Genomic DNA, 16,812 nt, shown 5'->3' with positions numbered 1-16,812 from the left:
ACGCAACACGGTGAAGTACCTGAGTTTGATAACAGATGCCTACTCACGCAAAATCGTGGGCTTCCATGTGGCAGATAATATGCGCACGGCGTCGGTGAAACAGGCGTTTACACAAGCACTTAAGCAGCGGCGTGGAGCAGAAGCGTTAATTCATCATTCGGACAGGGGCTCGCAGTACTGCTCGGATGAATATCAGCAACTGCATCGACAATACGGTGTCCGATGTTCAATGACCGATGGTTACGACTGCTATCAAAATGCCCTCGCAGAGCGGGTTAACGGCATCCTCAAAAACGAGTATTTACTGAGCCAACCCAAGGATTTAAGGGAGGCGAGGAAAATGGTTGCAGAGTCGGTGGCGATATATAATCGCAAACGGCCGCATCTGGCCTTAAAATACAAAACGCCCGATGAAGTACATCAGGCGTTTTAAAGGAAATAAGTGTCAACTTATTTCAGGACTAGACATAGACGCTGAGATTAAGACTTAGCGCGTTTCATAGCAGTAAAGAACTCTTCATTGGTTTTGGTCATAGCCAATTTATCAATCAAGAATTCCATTGCACTGACCTCATCCATTGGATTTAAGATCTTACGCAGGATCCACATTTTTTGCAGTTCTTCCTGAGTCGTGAGTTTTTCTTCACGACGGGTACCGCTGCGGTTGAAGTCAATGGCTGGGAATACACGCTTTTCTGCCGCTTTACGTGACAGATGTAGCTCTTGGTTACCTGTGCCTTTGAATTCTTCGTAGATCACTTCGTCCATCTTAGAACCCGTATCGACCAATGCAGTGGCAATAATAGTTAAGCTGCCGCCGTGTTCGATGTTACGTGCCGCACCGAAGAAGCGTTTTGGACGGTGCAGAGCGTTAGCATCCACACCACCAGTCAACACTTTGCCCGATGAAGGAATAACAGTGTTATAAGCGCGGGCCAAACGGGTGATAGAGTCGAGCAGGATCACGACATCTTTCTTGTGTTCTACGAGGCGTTTAGCCTTTTCAATCACCATTTCAGCCACTTGTACGTGACGACTGGCGGGCTCATCGAAGGTTGATGCGATCACTTCACCTTTAACAAGGCGTTGCATCTCGGTCACTTCTTCAGGGCGTTCATCGATCAGCAATACCATCAACACTACTTCAGGGTTGTTATAGGTAATTGATTGAGCAATGTTTTGCAGTAATAAGGTTTTACCCGCTTTAGGTGGTGCAACAATCAAACCACGTTGACCTTTACCTATTGGCGAACATAAATCCAGAATACGGGCTGTGATATCTTCAGTTGAGCCATTGCCACGCTCCATACGCATACGTTCTTCTGCGTGGAGTGGGGTTAAGTTTTCAAAGAGGATTTTATTACGGGAGTTTTCTGGTTTATCGAAGTTAACTTCATTGACTTTCAATAGGGCAAAATAACGTTCACCTTCTTTTGGTGGACGGATTTTACCAAAAATGGTGTCACCCGTTCGCATGTTGAAGCGGCGAATTTGGCTTGGTGAGACGTAAATATCGTCTGGTCCGGCCAAATAAGAACCGTCTGCACTGCGTAAGAAGCCGAAACCGTCTTGGAGTATTTCTAATACGCCACCACCGAAAATGTCTTCTCCACTTTTGGCGTGGGCTTTAAGGATTGAGAAAATAATGTCCTGCTTACGAGCGCGGGCCATATTTTCGAGTTTCATATTTTCGGCTAGCGAGACTAGGTCAGAAATCGGCGTGTCTTTTAATTCAGTTAAGTTCATTTTGGGGGTCTTGTGTTACGCGACAAAGCTTACCGCGATCAATCAGTAAAGTTTGTGATTCAGGATAGTGATTGACGAGCGAGAAGTGGTTTAGTTAGAAAGAATCTGGTTATTAAAGTAGCACTAACAAAGCGAGGCGTCCAGAAATTTAGGGGAATTCCGGCACAATTAATTTATAGCCTGTGCCGGAGGTCACTCAATACGACAACAAATTAGATTTGTGCGTCGATAAACTCTTTTAATTGAGTTTTAGATAATGCGCCAACTTTAGTCGCCGCCAATTCACCGTTCTTGAATAACAGTAAAGTTGGGATACCACGAACACCGTATTTCGCAGGAGAAACATTGTTTTGATCAACGTTTAATTTAGCGATAGTGACACGACCTGCGTACTCTTCAGCTACATCATCTAGGATTGGAGCGATCATTTTGCAAGGACCACACCACTCAGCCCAGAAGTCTACCAATACTGGTAAATCAGACTTTAATACGTCGTTTTCGAAGCTGTCGTCACTCAGGTATATAATTTTATCGCTCATGATGTTCTCCAGTTTGGTTGCCATTGCTGGTTTGTTAATGGCTTACCATGTATATTGGGGTTGAAAAATAGCTTTTCAAGTTACCTTTTACAATGTGGCTATTTCAAACGATCGAGTATCTTATTGCAACCCCAAATGGTATGCTTGCGCTATGAGCGAAACACATTTATCTACCCAAAAATTTGCCGACCTTCCTCTACATCCAGAGGTAAAACAGGCTCTTGCAGAAAACGGCTTTGAATTTTGTACGCCAATTCAGGCGTTATCATTACCCGTATTACTTCAATCAAAAGATATCGCTGGTCAGGCCCAAACGGGCACTGGCAAGACTATGGCGTTTTTGGTTGCCACATTTAACCATTTATTATCGACGCCGATCCCTGAAGGTCGTCAACTAAATCAGCCCCGTGCCATTATCATGGCGCCGACCCGTGAATTGGCTATTCAGATCGCCAAAGACGCGATTCTACTGGCTAAACATACCCATTTGAAGGTGGGTATTGTGTACGGTGGTGAGAGTTATGACGTTCAGCGTAAGGTGCTCGATCAAGGTGTGGATATCCTGATTGGTACCACTGGCCGAATTATTGACTATGTTCGCCAAGGGATTATCGGTCTCAATTCGATTCAGGCTGTGGTATTAGATGAAGCGGATCGAATGTTCGATTTAGGCTTTATCAAAGACATTCGTTTTCTATTTAGACGTATGCCTGAGGCGAATAAGCGTCTTAATATGCTGTTCTCGGCTACGTTATCGATGAAGGTGCAGGAACTGGCCTACGATCATATGAATGATCCTGTTAAGGTTGAGATTGCCCCCGAAGAAAAAACTTCCAAGAACATCAAAGAAGAAATTTTCTATCCTTCCCAAGAGGATAAAATGCGCCTGTTGCTGACGCTGCTTGAGGAGGACTGGCCTGAAAAAGCCATTGTTTTTTCAAACACTAAGCATAGCTGTGAAAATTTATGGTCCTGGCTTGAGGGCGATGGTCATCGTGTAGGATTATTGACCGGTGATGTGCCGCAGAAGAAACGTATCCGTATTCTTGAGCAGTTTACTAGTGGTCAGTTAGATATCTTAGTTGCGACCGATGTTGCAGCCCGTGGCTTGCATATATCCGATGTGTCCCATGTCTATAACTATGATTTACCTGATGATTGCGAGGATTATGTGCACCGTATCGGTCGTACTGGCCGCGCAGGTAACAAAGGGGTATCAATCAGTTTTGCCTGTGAAGAATATGCACTGAACTTGCCGGCGATTGAAAGCTATATTAATCACTCCATTCCTGTGAGTAATTACGATAGTGCGGCGCTGCTCGATGATATTCCGCAACCCGTCAAGATCCATCGTAAGCATCCCAGTGGTACCCGTAATTTACGTGAGCGTTCAGGAACGGGGCGTCCCCAAGGTGCCCATCGTAGTGGTGGACGTCCACCTCGCCATGACAGGACTCGTAGACATTCGTAAATGCCAACACCCGCTTATGCCGCCATTACTCTAGGCTCTAATAGTTTTAATATGCTGATCGCCAAAACAAAAGGCGGTCAGCCTCATATTATTGCTAAGTATAAGCGTAAGGTGAGATTGGCAGAAGGTATTGATGAGGATGGCACGTTAAATCAAGATGTTATGCAACGCGGTCTCGATTGTCTTAGCATGTTTGCACAGATGTTAGCCCAACATAAAATCCATCAAGATCATGTCGCTGTGATTGCCACTGCAACCCTTCGCTGCATCAATAATGCCGATGAGTTTAATCGGCGAGCATTACCTCTGCTAGGTCATTCTATCGACATTATTTCGGGTATGCGTGAAGCCGAGCTTATCTATCAGGGTATGGTCGCAACCACTTGTGGGCAAGGACGTCGCTTAGTGATCGATATTGGCGGTGCTAGTACTGAGTTTATTATTGGTGATGGCCATCAAGTCTTATTCAAAACCAGTTTGCCTATGGGAAGCGTTACCTATAATCGGCAGTTTTTCAGTAATATGCCCCTGCAGCAATTGGACTTTGATGATGCGAAACAGCAGGTGTTAGCGACATTGGCTGAGCATAGAAAGACACTGCGCGACCTTGGCTGGCATTGTGTCGTCGGCGCCTCCGGTGCGGTGCAATCTGTGGTTGAAGTCTTAATGCACCGTAAGTTGTCGGAAACCATTACCTTAGCCGTGCTGACACAGCTTCAAGCGGAAATCCTTGCCGAGGAAGATGCCAGCCTTGCGGGGATTATCGGCCTAAGCGCCGAGCGTGCGCCGACGTTTGCCGCTGGAGTGGCGATTTTACTCGCGCTCTTTGAACTCTTGGGAATTGAGCAGTTGGCGTTATCGGGTGGTGCACTGCGTGAAGGCGTGTTAGTCATGCTGGCGCAGCGGATTTTAGAAGAAGCAATTTAATCTCAACGCTAGAATTAAAATACAAAGGCCGCGAAGTTTGCACTTGGCGGCCTTTGTCATTATTCGGTTGAGATTACTTTAAAATCTCGGCTAAATCTTTTTCGAGCGAGACCGTTGGACGTTCAACGATACGGCCAATTTCCTTACCTTGCTGTAGCACGATAAAGGTTGGAATCCGCTTAAACTCGTACTTTGCTGCCAGCCCTTCGGGATCCTGCTTGCTGCGATCTACTCCAATATAAGTCACTTGGATATTGGGGTTAGCCACTTCTTCCATGATACGAATAAAACGTGGGGTTTCACGGTGGCAATCTGGGCACCAAGTGCCGATGATCACTATGATTTCCGTGGGTTCGATAATGTTTTTTAGGGGGGTAATAGCCGCCGTATCCACCTGATAGCTTTTATAACCGTCAGCAAATTCATTGAGTTCTGTGACTAAATGCTGCGCTTCAACTATGCCTGTTAAAATCACTTCTTGTTTCTCCTCACTGCAGGTTGCAATCAAGCCCTGTTGTTGTTCTTCAAACCCACAGCCACCGTTGGCAAATACCTGACAACTAAAAAATAAGGCGGTAGTGGTGAGTAATGCTTTAACATTATTGTGCATGATATGCCCTCAAAATCGAAGAAAAGAATGGTGAATCTGCATTCAAGCATCAATCTCGATTTTCTAAAAGGCCATTATTAATTTGCTGTAAGCCGGATCACGTAAAGATAGGACGCTTCGCTGCTAGGACGCTGCGCTTACAGAACGGCCTACGGCCTTACAGGGCACGGAACGAGCTTCGCTCTCGCGGTAATCGTTTCAGCTTTGACCGTCAGCGAAGCGTTCAGTGAGTGAGCCAGCGAACGTTCCGTTATCCGTTATCAGCAAGCGAAGCTTTTTCTAATATCTTGTCTAATATGGGTTTGTTTGCATCGGGGAAATCGTAGCCGATAAGATCATGTTGGTTTACCCAAGCGATTTGTTGTCCTTCTAGCCCTTGTGCTTCCCCAGAGAAATCGCTGACAGTGTGAATATCGAGTAACACTTGTTTATCGGGATAGTCATAGCTTAAGGCCATAAAAGGCTCGCTTGAGGTGACATTGAGTGCCACTTCTTCTTTTAACTCGCGGATGAGGGCCTCAGTCACAGTTTCACCCGACTCGACTTTACCACCGGGAAACTCCCATTTACCCCCTTGATGCAGGTGATCTGGTCGTTTAGCCAGTAAAATCTGCTGGGCTGAATTGAGGATAATGCCGACGGCAACATGGACACGTTTAGTCATAATGGGCTTTTACTCTTAGAGGGTTGGGGCTTAGCCGTGGTTATTCCTTAAAGAAGGCATCGTCATCGAAGCCAAATTCGTCCAAGGCCTCGGGATCGAATTCCGTCTTAACGGGGATGGCATGTTTTTCAGATGCCCAATCCCCGAGATCGATAAGTTTACAGCGTTCACTACAGAAAGGCTTAAATTCGGACTCTGGCTTCCATTCGACTGGCGTTTTGCAAATAGGGCAGTTTACAGTTAAAGGCATAATGAATTTCTCTCGATGTAGGGGCGCGATGCTAACGGGTTATACCCAATGGACCATAAATGGTACGACCGAGTCAGGCTAGGGATGCAGAAGTCATCGACTCGCGGGACACGCAAATGTCGTTAGTGTAAAGGCTTCAGGCGCAGGTCGCTAGTAAGAAATCGATGGATCTATCGGAGTGACGTTGCTGATCGAATTGGACAAAGTGGATCGCATAGCGATTTTTATGTCCGCTAATGGTGGGGTAGCAGCCTTGGGAGGCGTCAATTTTAACCCGAACTAAGGATAAAGCTTGGGCACTATCGCCTTGATAAAAACCGGCATGGGCGACAGCGTTATCATAATGTGCAGTACTGCGAGTCAGTTGCAGCAGTAGGGTGATGGGTGTGAGCAAGGGCTCAAAGTGGGCAATCCAAGTGAGGTAATCCTGCTGTCTTTCTTCCCATGGCTTAGACAGCCAAAAATGCAGTTGGGGAAGATCGAAGTTACAACAAGCGCCTGGCATACCAAAACGTTGCCTGAGTGCGGATAAAAATCTGTCTTGTTTTAGTTGGCTACCACAGCGTTCAGGTTTTTGCAGGGGATCGCGAGCTTGTATGAGGGCATTAATATAAAAGGCTATCTGCTCATTATCTACATGGTCGAGCTCTTGCCATTTGTAGAGTTGCAGTAGATTTCGTTCAATATCTTTTAGGACTTCATTGCGATAATCACAGCGTTCCGATAATTCGCACAGGGAAAACAGTGGGTAAAAACATCTATGCTGGTGGTCATGACTTAGATTGTTACGCAGTTGCTTATCGAGGTATTCGAGCCGTAAATAGCTGCGAATTTTCTCGTTTAGTGGCTGTTCGTAAACTAAGTCAGTCATGGGCGTTATCTGTACCGGATAAGTGTAAATAGCGTTGGTGCAATGCTAGCACCTCTCGTTTTAAGGTTGATATCTCTCCCTGATTATCAATAATGTCGTCGGCTCTTGCGAGTTTTTCGCTGCGACTACATTGGCTATTAATGATGTTATTTACTTGAGATGCATCTACATTGTCCCGTTTTACGGTACGGCTAATTTGCAAATCCGGTGAAATATCCACCACTAAAGTCCGATTGACTAACCTATCTAACCCATTCTCAAATAGCAAGGGTACGACCATAATTACGTACGGTGAACTCGCATTTTCTACCTGTTTTTGCATTTCTTGGCGGATCATAGGGTGTAAGAGTTGATTCAACCATTCCCGCTCTTCATCATGGCTAAATATCCGTTGCCTAAGCTTTGCCCGATCGAGACTGTCCTCAGGGGTTAAAATATCCGCCCCAAAATGCGCCACAATAGCCTTAAGCCCATTTGAACCCGGGGCAACCACGTCCCTAGCAACGATATCGGCGTCGACTAGAACAATACCTTCGGCGGCAAATAAATTGGCGACAGTCGTTTTTCCACTGCCAATGCCACCAGTAAGGCCCACAACAAATTTAGACATAACTCTCTCTTAATAAGCTAAGAAGGATTGGTGCTAGGGCGTCGCTCGATAACTGTTCCTGCGTTATTCTACCTCCTGCATCTGACCGCCATGGAGGGGGGAATGGCACATTTTGTATGGAACACAATAAATCATGCTGTCGTATGTTCCCGCTAGAACCTAAAACCTAGAACCTAGAACCTAGAACCTAGAACCTAGAACCTAGCACCTAGCAGGACGAAGCCCGCTCTATAGCGTCCCTAAATACCAATCCACTATGGGGTGTCCCCATATGACAGCAATCCAACCAGCGGCGGCGATATAGGGGCCAAAGGGAATGGGATTACCCAGTTGGTTGCGTTTAGCCACAATCATAGTGAGGCCCACAACTGCGCCAACCAAGGATGAGAGCAGGATGACAAGGGGGAGTATCTGCCAGCCGAGCCATGCACCAAATACCGCCAGCAGTTTAAAGTCACCATAACCCATTCCTTCCTTGCCTGTGAGTAACTTAAACAGCCAGAAAATGGACCATAAGCTTAAATAGCCTGCCACAGCACCGATGATCGCATCGGTTGGGCTGGCGAAGGTGTGGTTTAAATTGAGCAACAATCCAAGCCAGAGTATAGGCAGAGTCAATTGATCGGGCAGTAACATTTCATCCAAATCGATACCTGTGAGGGAGATAAGCACAAAAGTTAATATACAGGCGTAGACAAATTGCCAACTCGGGCCCAAATGCCAGGCCAAGGTGGCCACCAAAAGACCCGTCACTAATTCAACAATAGGGTAGCGGCTTGAGATAGGGGCGTGGCAAGCGGCGCATTTGCCCTTAAGCATTAACCAGCCTAATACGGGCAGATTATGCCAAGGTTTTATCGCGGTTTTACATTTAGGGCAGGCCGAGCCAGGCACAATAAGGTTATATTTTTCTGGGTAGTTATCTATGGGTTTATTGAGTTTTTCAATACCGATTTGTTTCACGATATCGGCATGGTATTCCTGTAAATATTGATTACATTCCTGTTGCCATTCGCGTTTCATCATCACAGGGAAGCGATGGATAACGACATTTAAAAAGCTGCCAATAGTCGCAGCAAAAATAAAGCTTAAGGTTACGAAAAGCCAAGGACTATTGCCAAAAGCGTGCTCAAAAGATTGGCCTAATAAAGTGATAGATTCAGTCATACTCTTACTTATGAGAAGTTACAAAAATACGAAAAAAGCAAAACATTATGCTTACGGAACACTGAGTTCACGGATAACGGAACGCTCGATAACTGCTCCTGCGTTATTCTACCTCCTGCATCCATGCAGTCGTGTGCTTACCGTAAGGGCGAAGCCCGTTCCGTCAACGGTGAGCCACGCAGTGGCATTCTAAAGTCGCGAAGCCTTAGCCTACGATATTTCCCATTTGGAAGATAGGCAGATACATACCTACAATGAGGCCACCCACGAGCGTGCCAATCACCACCATCATAATAGGCTCAATCAGACTCGATAGGGCATCGACCGCATCATCCACCTGCATCTCATAAATATTGGCGACCTTATTGAGCATATTATCTAGGGAGCCCGACTCTTCGCCTATCATCACCATTTGGATCAACATATCGGGGAAAAGCCCCGTGGTGCGCATGGCGACGTTCATCTGCATCCCCGCCATCACTTCTTGGCGCACTTTAAGCAGGGCTCTACGGTAGACCGCATTGCCGGATGCGCCTGCGGCGGATTCCATCCCATCGATAAGTGGTACCCCAGCCGCAAAGGTAGTGGCTAAGGTGCGGGAAAATCGTGCCATGGCCGCTTTATGCAATATCTCGCCCACCACGGGAATTTTAAGCACTAGCTCATCGACTCGGTCCCGAACGGCCTGTGAGTTACGGTGGGCGCGCACAAATAACCAGATACTGATGGCTATGGCTGCGAAGAAGAGATACCAAGAGCTCTGTAAAAACCGTGAAATGCCCACAATCATTTGGGTAAAGGCGGGTAATTCGGCACCGAAACCTGCAAAAATAGACTCAAACTGGGGTACTACAAAGAGCAGTAATAGTGTGGTGACTAAGACGGCCACTATGATGACGGCAGAGGGATAGAACATGGCTTTTTTAATTTTGGATTTTAATTGCTCGGCTTTTTCCCTATAAATGGCAATACGATCGAATACCGCATCGAGGGAACCCGAGTGCTCACCCGCCGCGACTAAATCGACGTATAAATCGTCGAAATAACGCCTATGGGGGCGCAGCGCATCCGATAGGGGAATACCCGATTGGATTTCCGAAAGCACTGTGCCTAGGAGTTCACGCATCTTTAGTTTTTCATGGCCACGGCCTAACATTTCTATGGTGGTCACTAGGGGGACGCCCGCCGCCAACATAGTGGCAATTTGGCGAGTCACCATAGCAATATCCATAGGTTTAATATCGGGATTACTAGCAAAAAAGGGTGAGGACTTTTTACGCACCACCTTAGGGTTGACGCCCTGGGATTTAAGTTGGCTTTTTATCTCTGCAACTGTCGCCCCCTTTAACTCACCCCCGGTTTTGGCGCCATCGCGGTTTACCCCTTTCCATTCGAAGGTATAAATTTTCGGTTGGCCTTTTTGCTCCGTCTTTTTGGCGCGGGGCTTTTTAACTGTTGTTGCCGTAGCCATAAATAATCCTGTTAGGTTGAAAAACGAAGAGGAGCGCTGCGCTTACAGAACGGGCTGCGCCCTTACTGTGTTCGGAACGCTGCGCTTACAGTATTATAGTATAAAGCCTATTTTTAACGTTTTTCGGTGAGCGTAGCGTTCCGTATTCTGTCAGTCACGCAGTGACATTCTGTGATCGAGCCTTATTAAAAACTGGTTACCCTATTGATCTCGGCAATACTGGTTACGCCCTGTATCACTTTTAATAAACCTGATTGGCGCAGATCGCGCATGCCTTGGGCCTTAGCTTGGGAGGCTATTTGCAACGAGTTGCCGCCTTCCATAATAGTGCGGGCAATTTCATCGGACATTTTCATCACCTCATAAATTCCCACTCGGCCCTTATAGCCGCCGGAGCAATGCTCACAGCCGACGGGCTTAAAGCTGGTAAAACCTTGGGTAATTTGGGCCTCACTAAAACCTAACCGCAGCAATTCATGTTCAGGAATATCTTCGGGCTGTTTACACTCGGGGCAGAGTCTACGGGCGAGGCGCTGGGCGATAATCAGGTTGACTGAGCTGGCGATATTATAGCCGGGCACGCCCATATTGATTAAACGGGTTAAGGTTTCCGCCGCCGAGTTAGTATGTAGGGTCGATAACACTAAGTGCCCCGTTTGCGCCGCCTTAATGGCAATTTCGGCAGTTTCTAGGTCGCGAATTTCCCCTACCATAACTACATCTGGGTCTTGGCGTAAAAATGAGCGCAGTGCCGAGGCAAAGGTCAGCCCCGCCTTTAAATTAATATGAACCTGATTGACACCCTCGAGGTTAATTTCTACCGGATCTTCGGCGGTAGAGATATTACGCTCTTCGGTATTAAGAATATTAAGCCCAGTATAGAGGGAGACGGTTTTACCCGAACCCGTGGGGCCAGTGACGAGGATCATCCCCTGGGGTTTAGCCAGCATTTCTAAATAGAGCTTCTCTTGATCCGGCTCGTAACCGAGCTTTTCAATCCCTAATTGTGCGGAGGAGGAGTCCAAGATCCGCATTACAATTTTTTCACCCCAGAGGGTGGGCAGGGTGCTGACCCGAAAGTCGATGGACTTAGTACGGGATAGCTTCATTTTTATCCGGCCATCCTGCGGCACTCGACGCTCGGCAATATCGAGTTTTGACATCACCTTTAAACGGGCCGATAATCTGCCCGCTAGGCTAATGGGCGGCTCCGAGACCTCATGTAAAATCCCATCGATACGAAAACGAATGCGGTAGCGTTTCTCATAGGGCTCAAAATGCAAGTCCGATGCGCCCTTACGAATGGCATCGGTGAGGATTTTATTGATATAAATAACGATAGGGGCATCGTCACTGCTATCCCCCGTGGGTTCCTCATTACGCCTATCGGTATCGGTAATTTCAATCCCCGCCAGTGCCGCCTCATCCATACCGCCTAAATCTAGGCCGGTAATATCCTCTTCGAGGATTTTTTCCAGCGCCTTAGCGAGCTTATCTTCTTCCACCAAAATGGCTTCGGCATGTAGGCCTGCGCTAAATTGAAAATCCTCCAGCGCAGCAATATTGGTGGGGTCGGAGGTGCCAATATAGAGGCGATTACCGCGTTTAAACAGCGGCAGGCAGCGGTGCTTTTCAATCAGTTTTTTATTGATAAATTCTTCGGGGATGGCGGCGATATCGAATTCATTTAAATCCAGTAACGGTGTGCCATATTCCTCATAGCACAGCTCGGCAATGGCGCGGGCCGAGACCAGTTTGCCCTGTACTAAGGTGCTGACTAGGGCTTGTTTCGTTTGGCGGGATTTGGTGATGGCACTAGCCATCTGCTCTTCATTAAGCAGCCCTTTACGAATAAATAGGGTTGATAAACCTAAATGAAGGCCCGTAGACGGCATAAAGACTCCAGTTGTAAACAAGTATTGAAATAATAACGTCTTTATAGCATTTTGTCATACTTAGTCTAAAAAACGTTACGTAAAAATTGCATCCGAAAATTATAGGTACTTTGCCTTGTAGATAAATCGCGATTCTGATTATTGGCACCAAAACGCCATGCTGAATAAACATAAAAACTTAAAGGAAGAAACATGACGTTAAGTTCTTATTCATGGACGGTATTTATTACTTTTACTTGTGTATTTTTCTTGGGGACAGTGTTTGCATCAGATTTTGCTTATTTTACTGGTGTTAACAATGAGTATGATCTAAAGCGTTTTCTCGTGCTGGGTTTTATTTGGCTGGCCTCATTAGGCGCTTGCTTTGTTAAAAATCTTGAGTTGTTCACCTTCTCAAGAGCGACTATAGCAGTTGGATTCATATTTTTAATATTGGCCATAGTGTCCGCCTGTTTCGGTCTGAACCCCTTTTGGTCTATGGTCGAACTGGTTAACTTTGGTCTCCTTGCGGTGGCATTTTACTTGTTTGCTATTTGTGCCAGGTCTATTAATCGTGCGACTTTGTGCTCCTCAATTTATGCAGGTGCATTACTTTTTTCTATAATGACACTTTCTAAGTATATGTTATTTTTATTTTTTTCATATGCAGACTCCCAAAGCTTCGACATCCATGGCTTGCTATCTGGGTATGTAAATGTCCGTTTCTTTAATCAGCTGCAAGTGATGGTTATACCGCTGCTTTTGTTGGCTTTTTTTACTGAGAACTTAGTCAAGTTTAAGCGAGTCACTGTTGCTATTGTTGCAATGCACTGGATGGTGTTGTTACAAACTGAAGCGCGGGGTGCGATGTTATCGCTTATTTTCATTACGGTTCTATTGTGGTGGTTTGTGGATGTAAATGCCCGTAAGCGATTAATGCTAACCCTGTTGCAAACCCTGTTTTTAGGTATCTGCCTTTGGTTGGTGTTCATTATCTTGATCCCTTACTGGTTGATGGATACTACCACTTTTCAGCTGCGCACTGGTAGTTCAGGCCGGCTTGATTTATGGCTGTATGTGCTTAACGCTATGCCCGAAAGCCTATGGTTAGGCTTTGGGCCGATGAGTTTTACGTGGGCTGAAGGTAAGCCGTTACCCCATGCCCATCCCCATAATGCTATGATGCAATTGCTTTACGAGTACGGTGTGGTAAGCGCTATGGTGTGCATTGCTTGGGGGGGAAGTCGGATCTATCAAAGATTGCGCTATGTCCAGCAAACAAAGGATTTGATGCTTATTCCTATTGTTTATGCGCTGTTATCTGGCCTGTGCTATTCACAGTTTAGTGGTGTTGTCGTCATGCCATTTGCACAGTTGCTGCTGGTTTTCTTACTGGCATTGCAGATGCCCTCTCAAACTAGGAGTATCGTTAACATTGGAATAAGAGAGAGGCTTGGGGTGTTTTTTAGCGTGACGATACTGAGTGGGTTAATATTGACTACTTACCAACATGATGCATTACGGTCTGCTCTGTTTCCGCGGATTTGGTTAAATGGATTACTTGGGTATTAAATTAAAAGGCCGCCAAATTAGCGGCCAAATTTTACAGCTTTGGATATTTGATTAAGAGCCTGCTTCACAAGTTGCAGTATCCCAAGCACAAGTGATCACTGTTGCGCCTTCATCTTTTGCTGTGTAAGTTGGACTTCCTGTCAAACTTGCTAGGTCTGTAGGTGTTGTAACAGTACTTGATGCGCATGATACAGCTGCATAGACAGGAATAGTCGTTTCTCCTATTACCGCAGCAGAAGCGGCTTTAGTGTAAGAACTCGCTTCACTTAAGCATGAGTTGATTTTGCTTTTGTTAACATACTCTTTATACGCAGGCAGTGCGATTGCGGCCAAAATACCAATAATGGCGACAACAATCATTAATTCGATTAGGGTAAAACCTTGAGCTTGCTTATTTAGCCCTTTATTTAAACGAAGACCTTTCATTTTATCTCTCCAGCTTACGCAGTAAGTTACTAATTTATTTGATATATAACATCGCTATACCAACTATTGCTTTGGCTTTGTCCTATATCATCTTGTATCGCCAAGTTTTTATGGTTTAACCTAAGCCTAATTTACAAGCTAACTTGAGGTGATTGCTAGTCTATGTAAGTCTAAGAGCTTAGGGCTAATTAGCATGGTTAAAAGATACACCTTTCGGCAACCGTACCTTAAGTTGATCTATCGTTAGGGAAAGCTTACCGCGTTAGCTTAGCTTATTTTGCTAGCCTGTGCTTGGTGTTAGCCTGCACTTGCCGCTTACCTTCACCTACGATGAACCTTTACCTCCCCCTAAAGCCATTGTCGGACACTTTATCAGTCAATACCTTTAAGGTGACGCATCAAGCATATTTGAGGTCTCACTGTCGTGCCTACTTTCGGTTGACACATTATTGACACCCTCTTTGCTCCATCCTTTACTCTATCCTTTAAATCTGCAGGCTTATAGAAACTTGCCGATGGTATATGCTTGCCTTTGGTGAGGTTGGCCTATGGCCATCTCGCCTTTGTAAAAGTTAGTACAAAGTTAAATAAAATGAAACAACAATTTTATAGAAAACATTAATAAAATGATTATTTTGTCTAAAAAACTGGCAGCATACAGAATTCTGTTCTAACAAAAATTTGACATCGTCAATATAAATGCTGCGAGTATGACTAATGCCAATATTTAGTCATTAATTTGTATGAGAAGAAGGAGAGGCTTCATCCTGTTAGGACGCTGCAAAAAACACAGCTGCTAGAAAAAACAGAGCGGGCCTCGCCCTGCTAGGATGCTGCAAAAAGCGCTGCGGATAGAATCTAGGCCCTAGCAGCGAAGCGTCCTAGATTCTCGATTCTTGCAGCGCCCTTCTTAGCTTTTTAGCCGCATTGATAGATCTAATGCGCGAACGTGCTTAGTGAGTGCGCCTACTGAGATATAATCGACGCCCGTTTTGGCGAACTCGGCTAAGGTGTCTAAGGTGACATTACCCGAGACTTCGAGCTTGGCTCCCGCGCCCTTGGCTTTGCCATTAGCGAGAGACTGGTTGTTAAGCTCAACAGCATCGATCATCATAGTGATATCGAAGTTATCCAACATGATGATATCTGCGCCAGAATCCAGCGCTAATGCCAGTTCTGCTAACGATTCGACTTCGACCTCTACGGGTTTGTCGGGGTGTAAGTTGCGAGCAGCATCCACCGCTTGGCGTATGCCACCGCAGGCTATGATATGATTTTCCTTAATTAAAAACGCATCATAAAGACCGATTCGGTGATTTTTGCCGCCACCACAGGTGACGGCATATTTTTGCGCCGTGCGTAGGCCGGGAATAGTTTTGCGAGTATCGAGTAGGCGTGTATGTGTGCCTGCCAGCTTATCGACATAGTGTTTGGTTAATGTGGCCACGCCCGATAGGGTTTGAATAAAGTTCATGGCGGTGCGCTCGCCGGTGAGAATAGTGCGGGCCGGACCAGATAATTCACAAAGGACTTGATTGGGTAATACGAGGTCACCATCATCGACATGCCAATGTAATGCGACTTCGGCACCTAATTGATTAAAGACCTGTTCCGCCCATGCTTTACCGCAAAACACCCCTTCCTCACGGGTGATTAGGGTCGCTTCGGCGTATTTATCGGCGGGGATCAGCAGGGCGGTGATATCACCGTAGGCAATGGCTTTGGTATGCTCGTTAATGTCAGTGCCACCTAGGTCTTCGGCGAGGGCGGTTTTTACGGCGTGACGAATATCGTTTTCTAACATGATTGGGATCCTTGCATTTTTGCATTCTTGCATGTGGATGAGACTGCCTGCTTGCATATGGCCTAAGATTATCATGGCTGCGCCGCTAGGTGCTAGAACGCTGCACTGAAAGCTAAGATGGATGCTGCACTGCGAGGGTGGACTTCGTCCTGCTAGAGCGTTGCTTTGCTCCTTCTAGAATCTAGAGCTCGCTCTGCTTTTCCTAGCAGTCGCGTAGCGACGTTTTGCCGTTATTAAGGAGTTAACATGAGTTTTGAGTTTGGCTGGTATAGTGGTGCTCGGCGCTGTGAGTCGCCACACTTCAATCACCGTCCTCTGGGGGAAATAAGTTTATTGGTGATACACAATATCAGCTTACCGGCGGGATGTTTTGGTTTACCTTATATTGATCAATTGTTTAAAGGGTGTTTAGATACCAAAGCCGATGACAGTTTTGCCGATTTAGCCCAATTGCAGGTTTCGGCCCATTTTTTGATCCGCCGTGATGGGGAATGTGTGCAATATGTGAGCTGTAGTGATAGGGCTTGGCATGCCGGGGTTTCTCGTTATGGTGACAGGGAAAACTGCAACGACTTTTCAATCGGTATTGAGCTTGAGGGGACAGATACTGAAGCCTACACTGCCGCCCAGTATCAGAAACTAACCGAGTTGACCCTTGCCTTAATGCTGGAATACCCTTCATTAAGTGCCGAGCGGATTGTAGGGCATTGTGATATAGCACCTATGCGTAAAACGGATCCTGGTCAAAGCTTTGATTGGGAAAGGTATTTAAAAACGTTGTGCTGATGGAAAGCGGAACTACGCTTACGG

The 16,812-nt window shown here is 46.0% G+C and carries 17 protein-coding genes; 5 read left to right on the top strand and 12 right to left on the bottom strand.

The features are described from left to right. The coding region (locus SOHN41_RS15505; RefSeq protein ID WP_037459358.1) for an IS3 family transposase at positions 1 to 433 on the top strand (433 nt) is incomplete at its 5' end. Positions 434 to 480: 47 nt separating this feature from the next. Here SOHN41_RS15505 and rho read toward each other — a convergent pair. After that, positions 481 to 1,746, bottom strand: a complete 1,266-nt coding sequence (rho, locus tag SOHN41_RS15500) for a transcription termination factor Rho (protein WP_007650785.1) — start codon at positions 1,744 to 1,746, stop codon at positions 481 to 483. 212 nt (positions 1,747 to 1,958) lie between these two features. Then, on the bottom strand, positions 1,959 to 2,285 hold the full coding sequence (gene trxA / locus SOHN41_RS15495; protein WP_037459347.1) for a thioredoxin TrxA: 327 nt from the start codon (positions 2,283 to 2,285) through the stop codon (positions 1,959 to 1,961). A gap of 151 nt (positions 2,286 to 2,436) precedes the next feature. On the opposite strand from trxA, the gene rhlB reads away from it, so the two are divergent. Both rhlB and SOHN41_RS15485 read left to right on the top strand, forming a co-directional pair. Further along, positions 2,437 to 3,756 carry an ATP-dependent RNA helicase RhlB gene (gene rhlB, locus SOHN41_RS15490; protein WP_007650781.1) on the top strand — a complete coding sequence of 440 codons (1,320 nt, stop codon included), beginning with the start codon at positions 2,437 to 2,439 and terminating at the stop codon, positions 3,754 to 3,756. Continuing rightward, positions 3,757 to 4,683, top strand: coding sequence for an exopolyphosphatase (locus SOHN41_RS15485; RefSeq protein ID WP_007650780.1), 927 nt, complete (start codon positions 3,757 to 3,759; stop codon positions 4,681 to 4,683). A gap of 73 nt (positions 4,684 to 4,756) precedes the next feature. On the opposite strand, the gene SOHN41_RS15480 is transcribed toward SOHN41_RS15485, so the two are convergent. The 8 genes from SOHN41_RS15480 to pilB all read right to left on the bottom strand — a co-directional run bounded on the left by SOHN41_RS15480 (position 4,757) and on the right by pilB (position 12,221). Next, positions 4,757 to 5,293, bottom strand: a complete 537-nt coding sequence (locus tag SOHN41_RS15480) for a thioredoxin family protein (RefSeq protein WP_007650777.1) — start codon at positions 5,291 to 5,293, stop codon at positions 4,757 to 4,759. Positions 5,294 to 5,543: 250 nt separating this feature from the next. Beyond that, positions 5,544 to 5,957 (bottom strand): 8-oxo-dGTP diphosphatase MutT, encoded by a 414-nt coding sequence (mutT, locus tag SOHN41_RS15475; RefSeq protein WP_007650775.1) that lies wholly within the window; start codon positions 5,955 to 5,957, stop codon positions 5,544 to 5,546. A 40-nt stretch (positions 5,958 to 5,997) separates the two neighbouring features. Continuing rightward, a complete protein-coding gene (gene yacG, locus SOHN41_RS15470) occupies positions 5,998 to 6,207 on the bottom strand; it encodes a DNA gyrase inhibitor YacG (protein ID WP_007650774.1) in 210 nt (69 codons plus the stop codon). A gap of 136 nt (positions 6,208 to 6,343) precedes the next feature. Next, positions 6,344 to 7,078, bottom strand: a complete 735-nt coding sequence (gene zapD / locus SOHN41_RS15465) for a cell division protein ZapD (RefSeq protein ID WP_007650773.1) — start codon at positions 7,076 to 7,078, stop codon at positions 6,344 to 6,346. Beyond that, positions 7,071 to 7,688 carry a dephospho-CoA kinase gene (gene coaE, locus SOHN41_RS15460; RefSeq protein WP_007650772.1) on the bottom strand — a complete coding sequence of 206 codons (618 nt, stop codon included), beginning with the start codon at positions 7,686 to 7,688 and terminating at the stop codon, positions 7,071 to 7,073. Before coaE ends, zapD begins: the two co-directional genes overlap by 8 nt. A 228-nt stretch (positions 7,689 to 7,916) precedes the next feature. Next, positions 7,917 to 8,855: a prepilin peptidase gene (locus SOHN41_RS15455; RefSeq protein WP_007650771.1), complete on the bottom strand. Its 939-nt coding sequence runs from the start codon at positions 8,853 to 8,855 to the stop codon at positions 7,917 to 7,919. Between the two features lie 205 nt (positions 8,856 to 9,060). Then, positions 9,061 to 10,326: a type II secretion system F family protein gene (locus SOHN41_RS15450; RefSeq protein WP_007650770.1), complete on the bottom strand. Its 1,266-nt coding sequence runs from the start codon at positions 10,324 to 10,326 to the stop codon at positions 9,061 to 9,063. Between the two features lie 185 nt (positions 10,327 to 10,511). Further along, positions 10,512 to 12,221 carry a type IV-A pilus assembly ATPase PilB gene (pilB, locus tag SOHN41_RS15445; protein ID WP_007650768.1) on the bottom strand — a complete coding sequence of 570 codons (1,710 nt, stop codon included), beginning with the start codon at positions 12,219 to 12,221 and terminating at the stop codon, positions 10,512 to 10,514. A gap of 192 nt (positions 12,222 to 12,413) precedes the next feature. Here pilB and SOHN41_RS15440 point away from each other — a divergent pair, with 192 nt between their 5' ends. Further along, on the top strand, positions 12,414 to 13,772 hold the full coding sequence (locus SOHN41_RS15440; protein WP_007650766.1) for an O-antigen ligase family protein: 1,359 nt from the start codon (positions 12,414 to 12,416) through the stop codon (positions 13,770 to 13,772). Positions 13,773 to 13,823: 51 nt separating this feature from the next. On the opposite strand, the gene SOHN41_RS15435 is transcribed toward SOHN41_RS15440, so the two are convergent. Further along, the gene (locus tag SOHN41_RS15435) at positions 13,824 to 14,198 is read right to left on the bottom strand and encodes a prepilin-type N-terminal cleavage/methylation domain-containing protein (RefSeq protein ID WP_007650763.1); all 375 of its coding nucleotides are present in this window, start codon (positions 14,196 to 14,198) and stop codon (positions 13,824 to 13,826) included. Between the two features lie 910 nt (positions 14,199 to 15,108). Further along, positions 15,109 to 16,002: a carboxylating nicotinate-nucleotide diphosphorylase gene (gene nadC / locus SOHN41_RS15430; protein WP_007650762.1), complete on the bottom strand. Its 894-nt coding sequence runs from the start codon at positions 16,000 to 16,002 to the stop codon at positions 15,109 to 15,111. 246 nt (positions 16,003 to 16,248) lie between these two features. On the opposite strand from nadC, the gene ampD reads away from it, so the two are divergent. Further along, a complete protein-coding gene (gene ampD, locus SOHN41_RS15425; RefSeq protein ID WP_007650761.1) occupies positions 16,249 to 16,788 on the top strand; it encodes a 1,6-anhydro-N-acetylmuramyl-L-alanine amidase AmpD in 540 nt (179 codons plus the stop codon). Positions 16,789 to 16,812: the final 24 nt, after the last annotated feature.

Origin of the sequence: Shewanella sp. HN-41 (assembly GCF_000217915.1) — a bacterium.
GTDB lineage: Bacteria > Pseudomonadota > Gammaproteobacteria > Enterobacterales > Shewanellaceae > Shewanella.
This window is presented reverse-complemented; position numbering and strand designations above follow the sequence as displayed.